This window comes from Pseudomonas weihenstephanensis, assembly GCF_016812185.1.
Lineage (GTDB): Bacteria > Pseudomonadota > Gammaproteobacteria > Pseudomonadales > Pseudomonadaceae > Aquipseudomonas > Aquipseudomonas weihenstephanensis.
Genome location: NZ_JAAEBV010000007.1, coordinates 41,778 through 61,341, shown reverse-complemented (window position 1 = coordinate 61,341; position 19,564 = coordinate 41,778). Strand labels below are relative to the sequence as shown.

The 19,564-nt window shown below is 55.5% G+C and carries 16 protein-coding genes and 2 tRNA genes; 17 read left to right on the top strand and 1 reads right to left on the bottom strand.

The features are described 5' to 3' along the window. Window positions 1-17 precede the first annotated feature (17 nt). The 5 genes from dnaJ to greA all read left to right on the top strand — a co-directional run bounded on the left by dnaJ (window position 18) and on the right by greA (window position 7,163). Window positions 18-1,142, top strand: coding sequence for a molecular chaperone DnaJ (gene dnaJ, locus GYN01_RS19845; RefSeq protein ID WP_048365994.1), 1,125 nt, complete (start codon window positions 18-20; stop codon window positions 1,140-1,142). Window positions 1,143-1,152: 10 nt separating this feature from the next. Then, window positions 1,153-1,959, top strand: a complete 807-nt coding sequence (dapB, locus tag GYN01_RS19840; RefSeq protein ID WP_048365995.1) for a 4-hydroxy-tetrahydrodipicolinate reductase — start codon at window positions 1,153-1,155, stop codon at window positions 1,957-1,959. A gap of 260 nt (window positions 1,960-2,219) precedes the next feature. Then, complete coding sequence (gene carA, locus GYN01_RS19835; protein WP_048365996.1) at window positions 2,220-3,356, top strand: glutamine-hydrolyzing carbamoyl-phosphate synthase small subunit; 1,137 nt, start codon at window positions 2,220-2,222, stop codon at window positions 3,354-3,356. A gap of 112 nt (window positions 3,357-3,468) precedes the next feature. Beyond that, complete coding sequence (gene carB, locus GYN01_RS19830) at window positions 3,469-6,690, top strand: carbamoyl-phosphate synthase large subunit (protein ID WP_048366043.1); 3,222 nt, start codon at window positions 3,469-3,471, stop codon at window positions 6,688-6,690. Next, window positions 6,687-7,163 carry a transcription elongation factor GreA gene (gene greA / locus GYN01_RS19825; protein WP_048365997.1) on the top strand — a complete coding sequence of 159 codons (477 nt, stop codon included), beginning with the start codon at window positions 6,687-6,689 and terminating at the stop codon, window positions 7,161-7,163. The genes carB and greA overlap by 4 nt, the downstream gene beginning before the upstream one ends. A 298-nt stretch (window positions 7,164-7,461) precedes the next feature. Here the strand turns inward: greA and yhbY are convergent, their stop codons facing one another. Continuing rightward, window positions 7,462-7,770, bottom strand: a complete 309-nt coding sequence (yhbY, locus tag GYN01_RS19820; protein ID WP_048402595.1) for a ribosome assembly RNA-binding protein YhbY — start codon at window positions 7,768-7,770, stop codon at window positions 7,462-7,464. A 107-nt stretch (window positions 7,771-7,877) separates the two neighbouring features. On the opposite strand from yhbY, the gene rlmE reads away from it, so the two are divergent. The 12 genes from rlmE to rbfA all read left to right on the top strand — a co-directional run bounded on the left by rlmE (window position 7,878) and on the right by rbfA (window position 19,564). Beyond that, a complete protein-coding gene (rlmE, locus tag GYN01_RS19815) occupies window positions 7,878-8,528 on the top strand; it encodes a 23S rRNA (uridine(2552)-2'-O)-methyltransferase RlmE (RefSeq protein WP_048366000.1) in 651 nt (216 codons plus the stop codon). A 192-nt stretch (window positions 8,529-8,720) separates the two neighbouring features. Continuing rightward, entirely contained in the window at window positions 8,721-10,628 is a 1,908-nt protein-coding gene (gene ftsH, locus GYN01_RS19810; protein ID WP_048366001.1) for an ATP-dependent zinc metalloprotease FtsH, read from the top strand. An 8-nt stretch (window positions 10,629-10,636) separates the two neighbouring features. Beyond that, window positions 10,637-11,488, top strand: coding sequence for a dihydropteroate synthase (folP, locus tag GYN01_RS19805; RefSeq protein ID WP_048366002.1), 852 nt, complete (start codon window positions 10,637-10,639; stop codon window positions 11,486-11,488). A 16-nt stretch (window positions 11,489-11,504) separates the two neighbouring features. Next, complete coding sequence (glmM, locus tag GYN01_RS19800) at window positions 11,505-12,842, top strand: phosphoglucosamine mutase (protein ID WP_048366003.1); 1,338 nt, start codon at window positions 11,505-11,507, stop codon at window positions 12,840-12,842. Between the two features lie 66 nt (window positions 12,843-12,908). Further along, a complete protein-coding gene (gene tpiA, locus GYN01_RS19795) occupies window positions 12,909-13,664 on the top strand; it encodes a triose-phosphate isomerase (protein WP_048366004.1) in 756 nt (251 codons plus the stop codon). Window positions 13,665-13,668: 4 nt separating this feature from the next. Continuing rightward, window positions 13,669-14,052, top strand: a complete 384-nt coding sequence (gene secG / locus GYN01_RS19790) for a preprotein translocase subunit SecG (RefSeq protein WP_048366005.1) — start codon at window positions 13,669-13,671, stop codon at window positions 14,050-14,052. 28 nt (window positions 14,053-14,080) lie between these two features. Then, window positions 14,081-14,166 (top strand) — tRNA-Leu (locus tag GYN01_RS19785). Window positions 14,167-14,262: 96 nt separating this feature from the next. Next, window positions 14,263-14,339: transfer RNA gene (locus GYN01_RS19780), tRNA-Met, on the top strand. Between the two features lie 142 nt (window positions 14,340-14,481). Further along, on the top strand, window positions 14,482-14,940 hold the full coding sequence (gene rimP / locus GYN01_RS19775) for a ribosome maturation factor RimP (protein WP_048366006.1): 459 nt from the start codon (window positions 14,482-14,484) through the stop codon (window positions 14,938-14,940). Window positions 14,941-14,987: 47 nt separating this feature from the next. After that, window positions 14,988-16,469, top strand: coding sequence for a transcription termination factor NusA (nusA, locus tag GYN01_RS19770; protein ID WP_048366007.1), 1,482 nt, complete (start codon window positions 14,988-14,990; stop codon window positions 16,467-16,469). 27 nt (window positions 16,470-16,496) lie between these two features. Continuing rightward, on the top strand, window positions 16,497-19,004 hold the full coding sequence (gene infB / locus GYN01_RS19765; RefSeq protein WP_048366008.1) for a translation initiation factor IF-2: 2,508 nt from the start codon (window positions 16,497-16,499) through the stop codon (window positions 19,002-19,004). Between the two features lie 158 nt (window positions 19,005-19,162). Next, a complete protein-coding gene (gene rbfA / locus GYN01_RS19760) occupies window positions 19,163-19,564 on the top strand; it encodes a 30S ribosome-binding factor RbfA (RefSeq protein WP_047277524.1) in 402 nt (133 codons plus the stop codon).

Below are 19,564 nucleotides of genomic sequence, written 5' to 3'. Positions count from 1 at the left end.
TGAGAGTGCAAAGAATTATGGCAAAGCGCGACTATTACGAAATTTTGGGTGTTGAACGCACCACAACTGAAGTTGAACTCAAGAAAGCGTATCGCCGCCTGGCGATGAAGCATCACCCGGATCGCAATCCGGATGACAAAGCATCTGAGGAACTCTTCAAAGAAGCCAATGAAGCGTATGAAGTCCTGTCGGACTCCAGTAAGCGTGCGGCCTACGATCAATACGGTCATGCCGGTGTTGATCCACAAATGGGCGGCGGCGGTGCTGGTTTTGGCGGTCAGAACTTCTCCGATATTTTCGGTGATGTGTTCAGTGATTTCTTTGGCGGTGGTCGTGGCGGCTCCCGGGGCGGTGCGCAGCGTGGTAGCGATTTGCGCTATACGCTGGAGCTTGACCTGGAAGAAGCTGTGCGCGGTACCACGGTCAATATCCGCGTTCCGACACAGGTCAATTGCAAGCCCTGCGATGGCTCGGGCGCGAAAAAAGGCTCTTCGCCTGTGACCTGTCCTACGTGCGGCGGTATCGGCCAGGTACGCATGCAGCAAGGTTTCTTTGCTGTGCAGCAGACCTGCCCGCGCTGTCATGGTCAGGGCAAAATAATTTCCGACCCGTGTGACAGCTGTCAGGGCGCAGGTCGGGTCGAAGAATACAAAACCCTGTCCGTGAAAGTGCCCGCTGGTGTGGATACGGGCGATCGTATTCGTCTTTCCGGAGAAGGTGAGGCAGGCATTCAGGGTGGGCCGACTGGCGACCTGTATGTCGTGATTGATGTTCGTGAGCACGCGATTTTCCAGCGCGACGGTAAGCACCTGTTCTGCGAAGTGCCTATCAATTTTGCAGAGGCAGCCTTGGGTGCTGAGCTTGAAGTGCCGACGCTTGATGGTCGCGTGAAGTTGAAAATCCCGGAAGGCACGCAAACCGGCAAGCAGTTCCGCCTGCGAGGCAAGGGTGTGGCTCCAGTGCGGGGTGGCGGTGCGGGCGACTTGATGTGCCGTGTCGTCATTGAAACGCCGGTCAAGCTGAGCCGTCGTCAGCGTGAGCTGATGGAGGAGTTTCGTTCGACACTGGAAGGCGATAGCAGTCATTCGCCGAATGCCACGGGCTGGTTTGAAGGCGTGAAGCGCTTCTTCGGCGATTTGTAAGGAGCAGGGCATGCGACGTATAGCTGTGATGGGCGCTGCCGGGCGCATGGGCAAGACGCTGGTCGATGCGGTGCAGCAGCGCTCGCCGCTGGGAGGTCTCACGGCGGCGATTGTCCGTCCAGGTAGCACGTTGGTGGGGGCTGATGCTGGTGAGTTGGCGTCTCTGGGGCGCATCGGTGTGCCGTTGTCCTCTAATCTGGAGGCAGTGATTGATGAGTTCGATGTGTTGATCGATTTCACGCTTCCAGAAGTGATGTTGAAAAATCTGGAGATCTGCCGCAAGTCGGGTAAGGCCATGGTTATTGGTACTACCGGATTGTCTCAGCCTCAAAAGCATCTGTTGTTTGAGGCGGGCAATGAGATCCCGATTGTGTTTGCCGCCAATTTCAGTGTTGGCGTCAATCTATCGCTCAAGCTGCTGGATATGGCAGCTCGTGTGATGGGAGATGATGCGGACATTGAAATCATCGAGGCGCATCACCGCCATAAAATCGACGCGCCCTCGGGCACTGCGCTGCGCATGGGAGAGGTCATCGCCGATGCGTTGGGGCGCGACCTGGATAAGGTCGCAGTCTATGGTCGTGAAGGTCACACGGGCGCTCGTGAGCGTGAAACCATTGGCTTCGCCACTGTTCGCGGCGGTGATGTGGTCGGAGATCACACCGTGCTGTTCGCTACTGAGGGGGAGCGGTTGGAAATTACCCACAAGGCTTCCAGTCGAATGACCTTCGCCAAAGGCGCTGTTCGCGCAGCGTTGTGGTTGGAGGGGCGTGAGCCTGGCCTCTACGACATGCAGGATGTGCTCGACCTGCGTTGAGTTGACTCTGTAAAATCCGGCTGTTGGTACGCCACGAGCCGGATTTTTAACCGCTACGCGATGTTCTGTCGCATTCCTCTGCCTTTTAGGCTCTTTTAGCGGTAGACCAAAAAAGCCTTTTTCTGTAAGCTACAGCTTTAGTGTGTCCACTAAAAGCGCGCAGATAATTCGATGAAGAAGCGGGGTGACGTGTCCATACGTCACTCCGCTTTTTTACAACCTGCGATCGCCCTTTCAGGCTTTATTTACGGGAGGTCTTCTTGACTAAGCAAGCCATACTCGCCCTCGCTGATGGCAGCATTTTTCGCGGCGAAGCCATTGGAGCCGACGGTCAAACCGTTGGTGAGGTGGTGTTTAACACCGCAATGACTGGCTACCAGGAGATCCTGACGGATCCTTCCTATGCTCAGCAAATCGTGACCCTGACTTACCCGCATGTTGGCAATACCGGTACTACGCCGGAAGACGCCGAGTCTGATCGTGTTTGGTCCGCAGGTCTGGTAATTCGTGATCTGCCGCTGGTTGCCAGTAACTGGCGCAACACGATGTCGCTGGCCGACTATCTGAAAGCCAACAATGTAGTGGCGATCGCCGGTATCGACACGCGCCGCCTGACGCGCATCCTGCGTGAAAAAGGCGCGCAGAACGGTTGCATCATGGCCGGCGATAACATCTCTGACGAAGCTGCAATTGCCGCCGCACGCGGCTTCCCTGGCCTGAAAGGCATGGATCTGGCGAAAGTCGTCAGCACTGAAAAAGCCTACGAGTGGCGCTCCAGTGTCTGGAACCTCGCTACTGACAGTCACCCGACTATCGAGGCCAGCGAACTCCCTTACCACGTTGTTGCCTACGACTACGGCGTAAAGTGGAACATTCTGCGCATGCTGGTTGAGCGCGGTTGCCGCGTGACCGTAGTGCCAGCACAGACCCCAGCCAGCGATGTGCTGGCACTCAATCCGGATGGCGTGTTCCTGTCCAATGGCCCAGGTGATCCTGAGCCTTGCGACTACGCAATCACTGCCATCAAGGAAGTGCTCAACACCGAGATCCCTGTGTTCGGTATCTGCTTGGGTCACCAGTTGCTGGCTCTGGCCTCTGGTGCCAAGACGGTGAAAATGGGTCATGGTCACCACGGTGCCAATCACCCGGTTCAGGACCTGGACACTGGCGTGGTAATGATTACCAGCCAGAACCACGGTTTTGCGGTAGACGAAGCGAGCTTGCCGGCCAACGTGCGCGCCATTCACAAGTCGCTGTTTGACGGTACGTTGCAAGGCATCGAACTGACCGACAAGAGCGCTTTTAGCTTCCAGGGTCACCCTGAAGCAAGCCCTGGCCCGAACGACGTAGCGCCGCTGTTCGATCGCTTCATCAATGAGATGGCCAAGCGCCGCTGATCGGTTTCCTGCCGTAACGCCTTGTGGCGGTCCCGATTCCGGTGACCCCCGGGCGCTTCAGGAACCTGATTGACAGCTTGCCGACTGACCTGCGGATTTGAGTGACAAACCCATGCCAAAACGTACAGACATAAAAAGCATCCTGATTCTCGGCGCTGGCCCGATTGTGATCGGCCAGGCGTGCGAATTCGACTACTCCGGCGCCCAGGCCTGTAAAGCCCTGCGTGAAGAGGGTTACCGCGTCATTCTGGTGAACTCCAACCCGGCCACCATCATGACCGACCCGGACATGGCCGACGCGACGTATATCGAGCCGATCAAGTGGCAGACTGTTGCCAAGATCATCGAAAAAGAGCGCCCGGACGCCCTGTTGCCAACCATGGGTGGCCAGACTGCACTGAACTGTGCGCTGGACCTTGAGCGCGAAGGCGTTCTGGAGAAGTTCGGCGTAGAGATGATCGGCGCCAATGCCGACACCATCGACAAAGCCGAAGACCGTTCGCGCTTCGACAAGGCCATGAAGTCCATCGGCCTGGACTGCCCGCGTTCCGGTATTGCCCACACAATGGAAGAGGCCAATGCGGTCCTCGAGCGTCTGGGTTTCCCGTGCATCATCCGTCCGTCCTTCACGATGGGCGGTACGGGTGGTGGTATCGCTTACAACCGTGAAGAGTTCGAAGAAATCTGTACGCGCGGTCTGGATCTGTCGCCTACCAAAGAGCTGCTGATCGACGAGTCCCTGATCGGCTGGAAAGAGTACGAGATGGAGGTGGTCCGCGATAAGAAGGACAACTGCATCATCGTGTGCTCAATCGAAAACTTCGACCCGATGGGTGTGCACACCGGTGACTCGATCACCGTTGCTCCGGCACAAACCCTGACGGACAAGGAATACCAGATCATGCGTAACGCCTCCTTGGCGGTACTGCGTGAGATTGGCGTTGAAACCGGCGGCTCCAACGTTCAGTTCGGCATCTGCCCGGACACCGGCCGTATGGTCGTAATCGAAATGAACCCGCGTGTATCTCGCTCTTCGGCGCTGGCATCGAAAGCGACCGGCTTCCCGATTGCCCGCATCGCTGCCAAATTGGCCATCGGCTACACCCTGGATGAACTGCAAAACGAAATCACGGGCGGCGCAACGCCTGCGTCCTTCGAGCCGTCCATCGATTATGTTGTAACCAAGTTGCCGCGCTTTGCGTTTGAAAAATTCGCCAAGGCTGACGCGCGTTTGACCACGCAGATGAAATCTGTGGGTGAAGTCATGGCTATTGGCCGGACTTTCCAGGAATCCCTGCAAAAAGCCCTTCGTGGTCTGGAAGTGGGTGTCAGCGGTCTTGACCCCAAGCTGGACCTGAGCAACCCGGAAAGCATGGCCGTGCTCAAGCGCGAGCTGACAGTGCCGGGCGCAGAGCGTATCTGGTACGTAGCTGACGCGTTCCGCGCCGGCATGACCGTTGAAGATATCTTCGGCATGAACATGATTGACCCTTGGTTCCTGGTACAGATCGAAGATCTGATCAAGGACGAAGAAAAAATCAAAACCATGGCCCTGTCCTCGATCAATCGCGACGCCATGTACCGCTTTAAGCGCAAAGGCTTCTCCGATGCACGTCTGGCCGTATTGCTGGGCGTGACCGAGAAGAACCTGCGCCGCCACCGTCACAAGCTCGAAGTGTTCCCGGTCTACAAGCGCGTTGACACCTGCGCGGCCGAGTTCGCGACAGACACGGCCTACATGTACTCCACCTACGAGGAAGAGTGCGAAGCCAACCCTTCGGATCGTGACAAGATCATGATTCTGGGTGGTGGCCCGAACCGTATCGGCCAGGGTATCGAGTTCGACTATTGCTGCGTTCACGCGGCTCTGGCGCTGCGTGCCGACGGTTACGAGACCATCATGGTCAACTGCAACCCGGAAACCGTTTCCACCGACTACGACACTTCGGATCGCTTGTACTTCGAATCCGTGACCCTGGAAGACGTGTTGGAAATCGTGCGTGTCGAGAAGCCAAAAGGCGTCATCGTTCAGTACGGCGGCCAGACCCCGCTGAAACTGGCGCGCGCTCTGGAAGAAGCGGGTGTGCCGATTATCGGTACCAGCCCTGACGCTATTGACCGTGCAGAAGACCGTGAGCGCTTCCAGCAGATGGTTGAGCGCCTGAACCTGCGTCAGCCGCCTAACGCCACGGTGCGCAGCGAAGATGAAGCTATTCGTGCTGCTGGCAAGATCGGTTACCCGCTGGTTGTTCGTCCTTCCTACGTGTTGGGCGGTCGTGCGATGGAAATCGTCTACGAAGAAGAAGAGCTCAAGCGCTATCTGCGTGACGCGGTGAAAGTGTCCAACGATAGCCCTGTGTTGCTCGATCACTTCCTTAACTGCGCCATCGAAATGGACGTGGATGCTGTCTGCGACGGCACTGATGTGGTGATCGGCGCGATCATGCAGCACATTGAGCAGGCAGGTGTTCACTCGGGTGACTCCGCGTGCTCGCTGCCGCCGTACTCGCTGCCGCTGCACATCCAGGACGAGATGCGCGAGCAGGTCAAGAAGATGGCGCTGGAATTGGGTGTTGTTGGCCTCATGAACGTGCAGTTGGCCTTGCAGGGCGAAGACATCTACGTCATCGAGGTGAACCCTCGTGCTTCGCGTACTGTTCCTTTCGTATCCAAATGCATCGGCGTTTCCCTGGCAATGATCGCTGCACGCGTCATGGCCGGTAAAACCCTGAAGGAAATTGGTTTCACTAAAGAGATCATTCCTAACTTCTACAGCGTGAAAGAGGCGGTGTTCCCGTTCGCCAAATTCCCGGGTGTCGATCCGATCCTTGGCCCTGAGATGAAGTCCACCGGTGAAGTGATGGGTGTGGGCGATACCTTTGGCGAAGCGTTTGCCAAGGCCCAGATGGGTGCAAGCGAAGTATTGCCAACGGGCGGTACTGCATTCATCAGCGTGCGTGACGATGACAAGCCTCTCGTGGCTGGCGTTGCGCGCGATCTGATTGACCTGGGCTTTGAGATCGTTTCCACGGTTGGCACTGCCAAGTTCATCGAGGCAGCGGGTTTGAAAGTGCGCCGCGTGAACAAAGTGACCGAAGGTCGTCCTCACGTTGTCGATATGATCAAGAATGACGAGGTCACTCTGATCATCAACACGACTGAAGGTCGCCAGTCGATTGCTGACTCTTACTCCATTCGTCGTAACGCTTTGCAGCATAAGATTTACTGCACCACGACCATTGCTGCTGGCGAAGCAATCTGCGAAGCGCTTAAATTCGGTCCTGAAAAAACCGTACGTCGTTTGCAGGATCTACACGCAGGATTGAAGGCATGACCAAGTACCCAATGACAGTCCAGGGTGCAAAAGCCCTGGAAGAAGAGCACGCACACCTGACCAAGGTTGTCCGACCAAAGTTGAGCCAGGATATCGGCACAGCGCGTGAGCTGGGCGACCTTAAGGAAAACGCTGAATACCATGCAGCCCGTGAGCAGCAAGGTATGGTTGAAGCGCGTATCCGTGACATCGAAGGTCGCATGCAGAATGCCGTGATCATCGATGTAACAACGATTCCTCATACCGGGAAAGTTATTTTCGGTACGACGGTCGAGATCGCCAACGTTGAAACTGACGAAAGCGTTACCTATCAGATCGTTGGCGAAGATGAAGCGGACTTCAAACTCGGAAAAATCTCAGTGGGTTCGCCCCTGGCTCGTGCCTTGATTGCCAAGGAAGAGGGTGATGTCGTGGCGGTGAAAACACCGGGCGGCGTCATTGAGTACGAAATTGTTAAAGTCAGTCACATCTGAGTGAACGCGCCCGCTTCGTGCGGGCGCACTGCTTTTTGCCGCTGACCCGGCTAGATCGGGTTGGCAGCTTGCACGTGCTATATACAGATTTTTTACCGGCGCTGGCGGCAAAAGGGTTGGCGCTGTTTTTGATCGATGAAGTGCGCGGTACGGATTTGTACGCGGCGGGTAGCCTGAGCGGCTTGCGGGTAGGTTGCGCTGGGTGTCTCTGGTTGTCTGGTACGTTTGCAGGCACTGTTAGCTATTGATCAGCAAGAGTATCAGGGCGCGCCAGGCGCACCCTTGACCCTTGTCGGCATCACTTGAAACGGTGGATGTTCGACAGTTGCTTGTTTACATTGACGTTTCTGCGGTACAGAAGCGCCATTTTGCCGATAACCTGTACCAATTCCGCTTTGCCGCTTTTGCATAGTTCTGCAACGGCTGCCAGGCGAGATTCGCGATCCAGGATGTTGACTTTGATTTTAATCAGCTCGTGATCGCCCAATGCGCGTTCGAGTTCGGCTAAAACACCTTCAGTCAAACCATTGTCAGCCACAGTCAATACTGGTTTCAGATGGTGGCCAATGGATTTGTACTGTTTCTTCTGCTCTTGAGTGAGCGGCATAATCTGACCCCTGTGTCTGATCTTGTAAAAAGCGGCGGCCAGTTTACCCGAGCGAGTCCCAGACCGCCCAGTTAATCACGACCCGTTTAAATTTTTTGAGGTGGCCCGTGGCCCGTTCCAAAACTAGCCTGAATTGGCTGAAAGAACATTTCAACGATCCATACGTCAAGATGGCGCAGAAAGATGGGTATCGCTCGCGTGCCAGTTACAAGTTGCTGGAGATTCAGGAGCGTGATCGTCTGATCCGCCCGGGCATGACTGTAATTGACTTGGGCGCTGCTCCCGGTGGTTGGTCGCAGGTGACCAGCCGTCTGATTGGTGGACAGGGTCGTTTGATCGCATCTGACATCCTGGAAATGGACAGCATTCCTGATGTGACCTTTATTCAGGGGGATTTTACTCAGGATGACGTTTTGGCTCAGATCCTTGAGGCGGTCGGAAATACTCAGGTAGACCTTGTGATTTCCGATATGGCCCCCAATATGAGTGGGTTAGCAGCTGTCGATATGCCGCGTGCAATGTTCTTGTGCGAATTAGCGCTGGATCTTGCCGGTCGCGTCCTGCGTCCGGGTGGTGATTTCCTGATCAAGGTTTTCCAGGGCGAAGGCTTCGATCAGTACCACAAAGACATTCGTAAGCTGTTTGACAAGGTGCAGATGCGCAAGCCTTCTTCGTCTCGCGACAGGTCCCGTGAACAGTATTTGCTGGGCCGGGGCTTCCGCGGTATTGATGGTTCTGCCAGTGATGAGCGTCTCTGACCAGGGCGATAGTTTTTTTTGTATCGCTTTACAGATCTGGCATAACGAATATTGTGTAGTCAAAGTTTCACAAAGGGTTACAGACGGAGCCTGCAAGGGTTGTAGGCAATGTAGTAAGTTATGCCGGTGAATATCATGCGAAGCACGCTTTCAGTAGCGGAGCTTGCTTCAGAGGGTAGCTAATTGAACGATATGGCAAAGAATCTGATCCTGTGGTTGATCATCGCGGCGGTCCTTGTGACCGTGATGAACAACTTCTCGAGTCCCAACGAGCCGCAAACCCTCAACTATTCCGACTTCATCCAGCAAGTTAAGGATGGCAAAGTCGAGCGCGTAGCGGTTGATGGCTACGTGATCACCGGCAAGCGCAGTGATGGCGATACGTTCAAAACCATTCGTCCGGCGATTCAGGACAACGGTTTGATCGGCGATCTGGTGGATAACCACGTCACCGTTGAAGGCAAGCTGCCTGAGCAACAAAGCATCTGGACCCAGTTGCTAGTTGCAAGCTTCCCGATTCTGGTGATTATTGCTGTCTTCATGTTCTTCATGCGCCAAATGCAGGGCGGTGCCGGTGGTAAAGGCGGCCCGATGAGCTTTGGCAAGAGCAAGGCGCGTCTGCTGTCAGAAGATCAGGTCAAGACGACCCTGGCTGACGTAGCGGGCTGTGACGAAGCCAAGGAAGAAGTGGGCGAGCTGGTTGAGTTCTTGCGTGATCCGGGCAAGTTCCAGCGCCTGGGTGGTCGCATTCCACGCGGCGTGCTGATGGTTGGCCCGCCAGGTACCGGTAAAACCCTGATCGCCAAGGCGATTGCGGGTGAAGCCAAGGTGCCGTTCTTCACGATTTCCGGTTCCGACTTTGTGGAAATGTTCGTGGGCGTCGGTGCAAGCCGTGTTCGTGACATGTTTGAACAAGCCAAGAAGCACGCCCCTTGCATCATCTTTATCGATGAAATCGATGCTGTCGGCCGTCACCGTGGTAACGGTATGGGCGGTGGTCATGATGAGCGCGAGCAGACGCTTAACCAGTTGTTGGTTGAGATGGATGGTTTTGAGATGAACGACGGCATCATTGTGATTGCCGCCACTAACCGTCCTGACGTGCTTGACCCTGCGCTGCTGCGTCCGGGTCGTTTTGACCGTCAGGTCGTGGTTGGCTTGCCGGACATTCGTGGTCGCGAGCAAATCCTCAAGGTACACATGCGTAAAGTGCCAATGGGTGATGACGTCCAGCCGGGCGTTATTGCACGCGGTACTCCGGGCTTCTCCGGTGCCGACCTGGCTAACCTGGTGAATGAAGCCTCCCTGTTCGCAGCGCGTACCGGTAAGCGTGTTGTTGAAATGAAAGAGTTCGAGCTGGCCAAGGACAAGATCATGATGGGCGCCGAGCGCAAATCCATGGTTATGTCGGATAAAGAAAAACGCAACACGGCTTATCACGAAGCGGGTCACGCAATTGTTGGTCGTGTAGTGCCTGAGCACGATCCGGTCTACAAGGTGTCGATCATTCCTCGCGGTCGAGCCTTGGGCGTGACTATGTTCTTGCCTGAAGAGGATCGTTACAGCCTGTCCAAGCGTGCGTTGATCAGTCAGATCTGCTCGCTGTATGGCGGTCGTATTGCTGAAGAAATGACCTTGGGCTTTGACGGTGTTACCACGGGTGCGTCCAACGACATCATGCGAGCGAGCCAGATTGCACGCAACATGGTGACCAAGTGGGGCTTGTCCGAGAAGCTCGGCCCGCTGATGTATGCCGAAGATGAAGAGTCTTATCTTGGGCGTGGCGGTGGTGGTCAGGGGGCAAATGTTTCAGGTGAGACGGCCAAACTGATCGACTCTGAGGTGCGCAGCATCATTGACCAGTGCTATGGCACGGCTAAGCAGATACTGACCGACAACCGTGACAAGCTTGAAGCTATGGCGGATGCCCTGATGAAGTATGAAACGATCGATGCTGATCAGATCGACGACATCATGGCGGGTCGCCCTCCGCGCGAACCGCGTGATTGGGGTGATGGTTCGGGAACGCCGACAGCGCCGAGTCTGGATAAGACCGATCGCCCGGAAACACCTATCGGCGGCCCGGCAGCTGATCACTAAGGCTTGAAATGACTTCTGTTCAGTCCTCAACCCGGTTGCCTTGCGGCAACCGGGTTCTTGATTTTTCCCGCACGCATGTGATGGGTATTCTCAATGTAACCCCTGACTCGTTCTCTGATGGCGGTCGCTTTGCGCGCCTCGATGAAGCGTTGCGCCATGCGCAGGCGATGGTCGAGGCGGGAGCTACGTTGATTGATGTCGGTGGTGAGTCAACCCGGCCCGGCGCGCGCCACGTGAGTGCGCAAGAAGAGTTGGAGCGGGTTGCGCCGATAGTCGAGCGTATCAATCGTGAGCTTGATGTCATCATTTCGGTCGATACCTCAACCCCCATTGTTATGACGGAGTCGGCCCGTTTAGGCGCTGGCCTGATCAACGATGTGCGTTCACTTCGGCGTGAGGGTGCCTTGCAGGCTGCTGCTGCGACGGGTTTGCCCGTTTGTCTGATGCATATGTCGGGCGAGCCTGGCGATATGCAGGATGACCCGCAGTATCAGGATGTGTTGGCTGAGGTACGTACGTTTCTCGTGGATCGAATGCGGATGTGTGCAGCGCAAGGCATACCGCCTGAGCGCATGATTCTCGACCCCGGTTTTGGCTTTGCTAAAACCTTGCAGCATAATTTGAGTTTGTTTAAGCATATGGACGCCTTGCATCTGTTAGGGCGGCCATTGCTCGTGGGTGTTTCGCGAAAAAGCATGATCGGGCAGGCTTTGAACCGGCCTGTGACTGAGCGATTGCCTGGCAGTCTGGCTCTGGCGGCACTGGCTGTGACCAAGGGTGCGCATATCTTGCGTGTTCACGATGTTGCCGAGACAGTTGATGTAGTACGGATGATTGCCGCGGTAGAGTCCGCCGACTAAGCATGATGGAGCACTTATGACGAAGAAGTATTTTGGCACCGACGGTATTCGCGGTCGGGTCGGCGTTTACCCAATCACCCCTGACTTTATGCTCAAGTTGGGCTGGGCTGCGGGAATGGCGTTTCGCAGCATGGGTGCTTGCCGGATATTGGTGGGTAAGGACACGCGCATCTCTGGCTACATGTTTGAGTCTGCGCTGGAGGCCGGGTTATCTGCGGCGGGCGCAGATGTGATGTTGCTGGGGCCTATGCCGACGCCTGCGATTGCGTATCTCACGCGTACGTTCCACGCCGAGGCTGGCATTGTGATCAGTGCTTCGCACAATCCTCATGACGATAATGGGATCAAGTTTTTTTCGGGTGAAGGCACCAAACTCCCTGATGAAGTTGAACTGATGATTGAGGAGTTGCTGGAGGCGCCGATGACGGTGGTCGACTCCGGCAAGTTGGGTAAGGTGTCGCGCATCAACGATGCTTCCGGCCGCTATATCGAATTTTGCAAAAGCAGCGTTCCTACGAGCACCAACTTCAATGGTCTCAAGATCGTGATCGACTGCGCACACGGCGCCACTTACAAAGTTGCGCCGAGTGTGTTCAAGGAGCTGGGCGCCGAAGTTACAGTGCTTTCAGCTCAGCCTAATGGGTTGAACATCAACGAGAACTGCGGCTCGACCCATATGGGGCAGTTGCAGGCTGCGGTATTGGCGGAGCATGCGGACCTGGGTATTGCCTTTGATGGCGATGGTGATCGGGTGCTGATGGTCGATCACACTGGCGCGATTGTTGATGGTGATGAGTTGCTGTTCATCATCGCGCGCGACCTGCACGAGCGCGGCAAATTGCAAGGCGGTGTGGTCGGTACACTAATGAGCAATCTCGGGCTTGAGTTGGCGTTGGCCGACTTGGGTATTGCGTTCGTGCGCGCCAATGTAGGCGACCGTTACGTCATCGCAGCCTTGCAAGAGCGTGACTGGCAAGTTGGCGGCGAAAACTCCGGTCATATTGTGTGTTTCCAGCACACCACCACAGGCGATGCCATCATTGCGGCACTTCAAGTGCTGCTTTCGTTGCGTCGACGTGAAGAGAGCCTGGCTCAGTCGCGTCAGGCGCTGCGCAAGTGTCCTCAAGTCCTGCTCAATGTGCGTTTTTCAGGGGGGGTTAACCCTGTTGAACATCCGGCCATTAAAGAGGCTTGCGCGCGTGTGACCGAAGCTATGCAGGGCCGTGGTCGGGTGCTTTTGCGCAAGTCAGGGACTGAGCCGCTCGTGCGTGTCATGGTCGAAGGTGATGACGAAGTCATGGTTCGTGGCTATGCACAAGAACTGGCAAAACTGGTAAGTGAAGTTTGTGCCTGAATTCGGCTTGCCAGCGCGGATGTGGTTGGGTAACATCTGCGCCCACTTTGACCGACGAGGTAAAGCATGCGTCGCATGATGGTAGCTGGTAACTGGAAGATGCACGGTACCCGCGCCAGCGTCGCTAAGCTGATCGACGGTCTGCGTGGTCTGGCCTTGCCAAACGATGTTGATGTTGCAGTATTTCCGCCGGATTTGTTCATTGATCGCGTGATCAATGGTCTTGAAGGTGTGGCGATTTCGGTCGGTGCTCAGGATGCTGCGGTGGAGTCGGTGCAGGGTGCTCTGACAGGTGAGGTTTCGCCTTATCAGTTGGTAGATGCAGGCTGCAAGTTGGTGTTGGTTGGGCATTCCGAGCGTCGCCTGATTTTGGGGGAGCAGGACGAAACGCTTAATCGCAAGTTTGCGGCGGCTCAGGCTGCGGGCCTGATGCCAGTGTTGTGTATAGGGGAGACCCTGGAGCAGCGCGAGGCGGGGCAAACGCTAGAAGTTGTAAAGGCTCAGCTGGATGCGGTCATTAATGCATTTGGTATTGATGCTTTTGCAAAGGCGGTGATTGCATATGAGCCAGTCTGGGCAATCGGAACTGGGCTTACAGCTTCTCCGCAGCAAGCGCAAGATGTGCATGCGGCCATTCGCGCACAGCTGGCGCAGAAGAATTCTGAAGTGGCACAAGGTGTGCGGCTTCTATACGGCGGCAGCGTGAAGGCGGCCAATGCGGTCGAACTGTTCAGCATGCCGGATATCGATGGGGGGCTCATTGGTGGGGCTTCCCTGAATGCAGATGAGTTCGGTGCGATCTGTCGCGCCGCGGGAAACTGAGAAAATGCTGGAAACAGTCGTAGTCGTTTTTCATCTGTTGGGTGCATTGGGCGTAATTGCTCTGGTATTGCTGCAACAGGGTAAAGGTGCGGATGCTGGAGCATCTTTCGGAGCAGGTGCTTCAAATACTGTGTTCGGAAGCCAAGGTTCCTCTACCTTTCTTAGTAAGTTTACTGCTATACTTGCCGCAGGTTTTTTCATAACCAGCTTGGGGTTAGGTTACTTTGCTAAAGAGAAAGCTCAAGAGCTGACTCAAGTAGGTTTGCCAGATCCAGCAGTATTGGAAGTTCCAGTGCAAAAACCGGCTTCAGATGATGTGCCGGTGCTTCAAGAGCAAAAGTCGGCTATTCCAGCGACTGACGTACCTCCAGCTCAAGAGCAAAAGTAAAACGGGTTTCATGATGTAACGTAGTATTGCCGAGGTGGTGGAATTGGTAGACACGCAACCTTGAGGTGGTTGTGCCCATAGGGTGTAGGGGTTCGAGTCCCCTTCTCGGTACCAATTATCAGGAATGCCCGCAATAGCGGGCTTTCTTGTATGTGGAAGGTTGGATTGACCCTGAAAAGGATCGACCGTATACTTCCGCTCCAGCTTTGTCGCGGGATGGAGCAGTCTGGTAGCTCGTCGGGCTCATAACCCGAAGGTCGTCGGTTCAAATCCGGCTCCCGCAACCAGTTTTAGCGGAGCCCCTAATTCAGGGGCTTTTTGTTAACTGGACACTTTATAGCGTCGGTATTCAACGACGTTTCAGAGATGGGCGCTTCGCCCATTTTTTCATTTTGCACAGCATGCACAAACATGCACTAGGGGGTTCAGGTGTCGAGCAAGCTAGAACAGTTGCAGGACTTGTTGGCCCCGGTGGTCGTGGCCCTTGGCTATGAATGCTGGGGTATTGAATTTTCGGCTCAAGGCCGCCATTCAATGTTGCGTGTGTATATCGACAAGGAAGGCGGCGTATTGGTGGACGATTGTGCCATCGTGAGTCGCCAGGTAAGTGGCGTGCTGGATGTTGAAGATCCTATCGCTGCTGAATATACCCTTGAGGTTTCCTCTCCTGGCATGGAGCGCCCGCTGTTCACTCTTGAACAGTTTGCCCAGTATGTCGGTGAGCAAGTGAAGATCAAGCTGCGCTCCCCATTTGAAGGGCGACGCAACTTTCAGGGCCTTCTGCGCGGCGTAGAGGAGCAGGACATCGTGGTGCAAGTGGACGACCATGAGTTCTTGTTGCCGATCGATATGATCGACAAGGCCAACATTATTCCCAGTTTTGACTGAGACGCGGATCCCGCGGATCCAATGGCTTGCGAAAGGCGAGGCGTACGATGAGCAAAGAAGTACTGCTGGTTGTTGAGTCGGTGTCCAATGAAAAGGGCGTACCGGCAAACGTTATTTTTGAAGCGCTGGAGCTGGCACTGGCCACTGCTACCAAAAAGCGTTTTGAAGACGAAGTCGAACTGCGTGTGGAGATCAATCGTCACACCGGTAACTATGAGACGTTCCGTCGCTGGACCGTGGTCGAAGACGAAGATCTGGATGATCCAGCAATCGAGTTGGCGGTAGACCAGGCCCAAGCGAAACAGCCAGGCGCTGTAGCTGGCGATATTATCGAGGAAAAAATCGATTCTATCGAATTCGGTCGGATCGCTGCACAAACTGCCAAGCAGGTCATTGTGCAGAAGGTCCGCGAAGCTGAGCGTGCTCAAGTCGTTGATGCCTATCGCGAGCGTCTGGGCGAGATTATTTCAGGTACCGTCAAGAAAGTTACACGTGACAACGTGATTGTTGATCTGGGTAATAACGCAGAAGCGTTGTTGGCTCGTGAAGACATCATTGCGCGTGAGACTTTCCGCGTGGGTGTACGTCTTCGTGCACTGCTGAAAGAAATTCGCACTGAGAACCGCGGTCCACAGCTGATTCTGTCGCGTACTGCGCCTGAGATGCTGATCGAATTGTTCCGTATTGAAGTGCCTGAAATTTCTGAGGGCCTGATCGAAGTGATGGCGGCCTCCCGCGATCCAGGATCACGCGCTAAAATAGCCGTTCGCTCTAAAGACAAACGCATCGATCCGCAAGGTGCTTGCATTGGTATGCGCGGTTCGCGCGTCCAGGCAGTATCGGGCGAGTTGGGCGGAGAGCGAGTGGATATCGTCCTTTGGGATGACAACCCGGCGCAGTTCGTGATCAACGCAATGTCGCCTGCAGAAGTGGCGGCAATTATCGTCGACGAAGATGCCCATGCAATGGACATCGCCGTTGGCGCAGACAATCTGGCCCAGGCGATTGGTCGCGGCGGTCAGAACGTACGTTTGGCTAGCCAGTTGACTGGCTGGACCCTGAACGTGATGACCGAATCGGACATCCAGGCTAAACAGCAAGCAGAAACCGGTGACATCCTGCGCAACTTCATCGAAGAACTCGAAGTTGATGAAGAGTTGGCGCAGGTACTGGTTGATGAAGGCTTCACCAGCCTGGAAGAGATTGCCTACGTACCGGTGGAGGAGATGCTCAACATCGACGGCTTTGACGAGGATATCGTCAACGAGCTTCGCGCTCGGGCCAAGGATCGTTTGTTGACCAAAGCCATCGCTACTGAGGAAAAGCTGGCAGACGCCCATCCGGCCGAAGACCTGCTCTCGCTTGAGGGTATGGACAAGGATTTGGCGATGGAACTGGCGGTGCGCGGCGTAATTACCCGCGAAGACCTGGCCGAGCAGTCTATTGACGACCTGCTCGACATCGACGGCATTGACTCTGATCGTGCCGGCAAGTTGATCATGGCCGCCCGAGCCCATTGGTTCGAGTAATTAGGCGCGGCCTGAGGAGAGAAATGCATGACGCAAGTCACGGTGAAACAACTGGCCGATGAGGTCAAAACACCGGTTGAGCGCCTGTTGCAGCAGATGCGTGAGGCAGGTCTGCCGCACACCGCCGCCGAGCAGAATGTAACCGACAGTGAGAAGCAAGCTCTGCTGACTCACTTGAAAAGCAGCCACAAGGCTAAAGTGGAAGAACCGCGCAAGATCACTTTGCAGCGTAAAACCACCAGCACCCTGCGTGTTGCTGGCAGCAAAAGCATTAGCGTTGAAGTACGCAAGAAGAAAGTCTTCGTACAGCGCAGCCCGGAAGAAATCGAAGCCGAGCGCAAGCGTGAGATGGATGAACGCCGTGCAGTAGAAAATGCTGCGCGTCAAAAGACTGAAGAAGAATCCAAGCGTCGCGCCGAAGAAGAAGCGCGCCGTCAGCCTTCAACGACTCCAGCGTCTACGCCTGCTGTAGCTGCGCCTGCGCCTGTGCAAACTGCACCGGCTGCTGCGCCAGCCGCGGCACCTGCAGCTGATGCACGCAAGCGTGACGAACAGCGACGTCCAGACAAGCCACGCGCTGACGATAACAATCGTCGCGGCAGTGGTGACGGCGATCGCAAAAACGCTCCGCATCGTGCCTCGGTTAAAGAAAAAGCACCGACTCCACGTGTTGCTCCGCGTACTTCCGACGAAGAAAGCGATAGCTTCCGTCGCGGTGGTCGCGGCAAGGGCAAGCTGAAGAAGCGCAACGCTCACGGTTTCCAGAGCCCAACCGGCCCTGTAGTTCGTGATGTACAGATTGGCGAGACCATCACTGTTGGCGATTTGGCTGCACAGATGTCCGTCAAGGCTGCCGAAGTTATCAAGTTCATGTTCAAGCTGGGTACTCCAGCGACTATCAATCAGGTACTTGATCAGGAAACTGCTCAACTGGTTGCTGAAGAACTGGGCCACAAAGTAACTCTGGTCAGCGACAACGCTCTGGAAGATTCCCTGGCCGAGTCCCTGAAGTTTGAAGGCGAGTCGTTCTCCCGTGCACCGGTTGTGACCGTAATGGGCCACGTTGACCACGGTAAAACGTCCCTGCTCGACTACATTCGTCGTGCCAAGGTAGCGGCGGGTGAAGCGGGTGGTATTACTCAGCACATCGGTGCGTACCACGTCGAAACCGAGCGCGGTATGGTCACTTTCCTCGATACCCCGGGCCACGCTGCGTTTACCGCAATGCGTGCACGTGGTGCCAAGGCAACTGACATCGTGATTCTGGTTGTGGCTGCAGACGACGGCGTAATGCCGCAAACCATCGAAGCTGTTCAGCATGCGAAAGCAGCTGGCGTGCCGCTGGTTGTTGCAGTGAACAAAATCGACAAGCCAGGTGCTGATCTCGATCGCATCCGTAGTGAACTGTCCGTTCACGGCGTGACCTCGGAAGAGTGGGGTGGTGACACTCCGTTTGTTTCGGTCTCGGCGAAAATGGGTACCGGCGTTGACGATTTGCTCGAAGCCGTATTGCTACAAGCTGAAGTTCTGGAACTCAAGGCAACTCCATCGGCTCCTGGCCGTGGTGTAGTGGTTGAGTCCCGTCTGGACAAAGGCCGTGGTCCGGTTGCAACTGTTCTGGTTCAGGACGGTACTCTGCGCCAGGGCGACATGGTTCTGGTCGGTTCCAACTACGGCCGTATCCGCGCCATGCTTGATGAGAACGGCAAGCCTATCAAGGAAGCCGGTCCATCCATCCCTGTCGAGATTCTCGGCCTGGACGGTACGCCAGACGCTGGCGACGAGATGAGCGTGATGACTGACGAGAAGAAGGCGCGTGAAGTTGCCCTGTTCCGTCAAGGCAAGTTCCGCGAAGTGAAACTGGCGCGTGCTCACGCAGGCAAGCTGGAAAACATCTTCGAGAACATGGGCCAGGAAGAGAAGAAGACGCTTAATATCGTCCTCAAGTCTGACGTTCGTGGTTCGTTGGAAGCTTTGCAGGGCGCTCTGAGCGGCCTGGGTAACGATGAAGTGCAAGTGCGCGTAGTAGGCGGCGGCGTCGGTGGTATCACCGAAAGCGACGCTAACCTGGCACTGGCCTCCAACGCTGTATTGTTCGGCTTTAACGTGCGTGCTGATGCTGGTGCTCGCAAAATTGTCGAGCAAGAAGGTCTGGACATGCGTTATTACAACGTCATCTACGACATCATCGAAGACGTCAAGAAGGCCCTCACCGGCATGCTTGGCAGCGACGTCCGGGAAAATATCCTGGGTATCGCCGAAGTTCGCGACGTATTCCGTTCGCCGAAGTTTGGTGCGATCGCAGGTTGCATGGTGCTCGAAGGTGTTGTTCACCGTAACCGTCCAATCCGCGTACTGCGTGAAGACATCGTTATCTTCGAAGGCGAGCTGGAATCCTTGCGCCGCTTCAAAGATGACGCTGCCGAAGTACGTGCCGGCATGGAATGCGGTATCGGCGTCAAGAGCTACAACGACGTTAAAGTCGGTGACAAGATCGAAGTGTTCGAGAAGGTCCAGGTTGCTCGCAGCCTCTAAATCGCGAGCTTCAAGAGCCAGGACGAAAAGCGGCATGCCAATGCCAGCGACTCGTCCCGGACTCTAAACGCAACGCCCGGTCCGGCTCCTGTCTGGCCGGGCGTTTGCCGCTTTCAGAACACATGGGTTTCCCATGGGTGAGTAACAGGTAACAAGACATGGCAAAAGAATACAGCCGTACCCAACGTATCGGCGATCAGATGCAGCGTGAGCTGGCACAACTGATCCGTCGTGAAGTCAAAGACCCGCGCGTAGGCCTGGTCACTATTACTGCGGTTGAAGTCAGCCGTGACGTTGGTCACGCCAAAATTTTCATCACTGTGATGGGCCAGGACAACGCTGAAGATATCGCTCAAACCATCAAGGTTCTGAACTCGGCCGCCGGTTTCTTGCGCATGCAACTTGCACGCGAAATGAAGCTGCGTAGCGTTCCGCAGCTGCACTTCCACTACGACGAAAGCGTTGTACGTGGCGCGCACCTGTCTGCTTTGATCGAGCGTGCGGTGGCTGAAGACAATCAGCACCCTGATGCGACGGCTCCTGAAGACACCAAGGAGTAA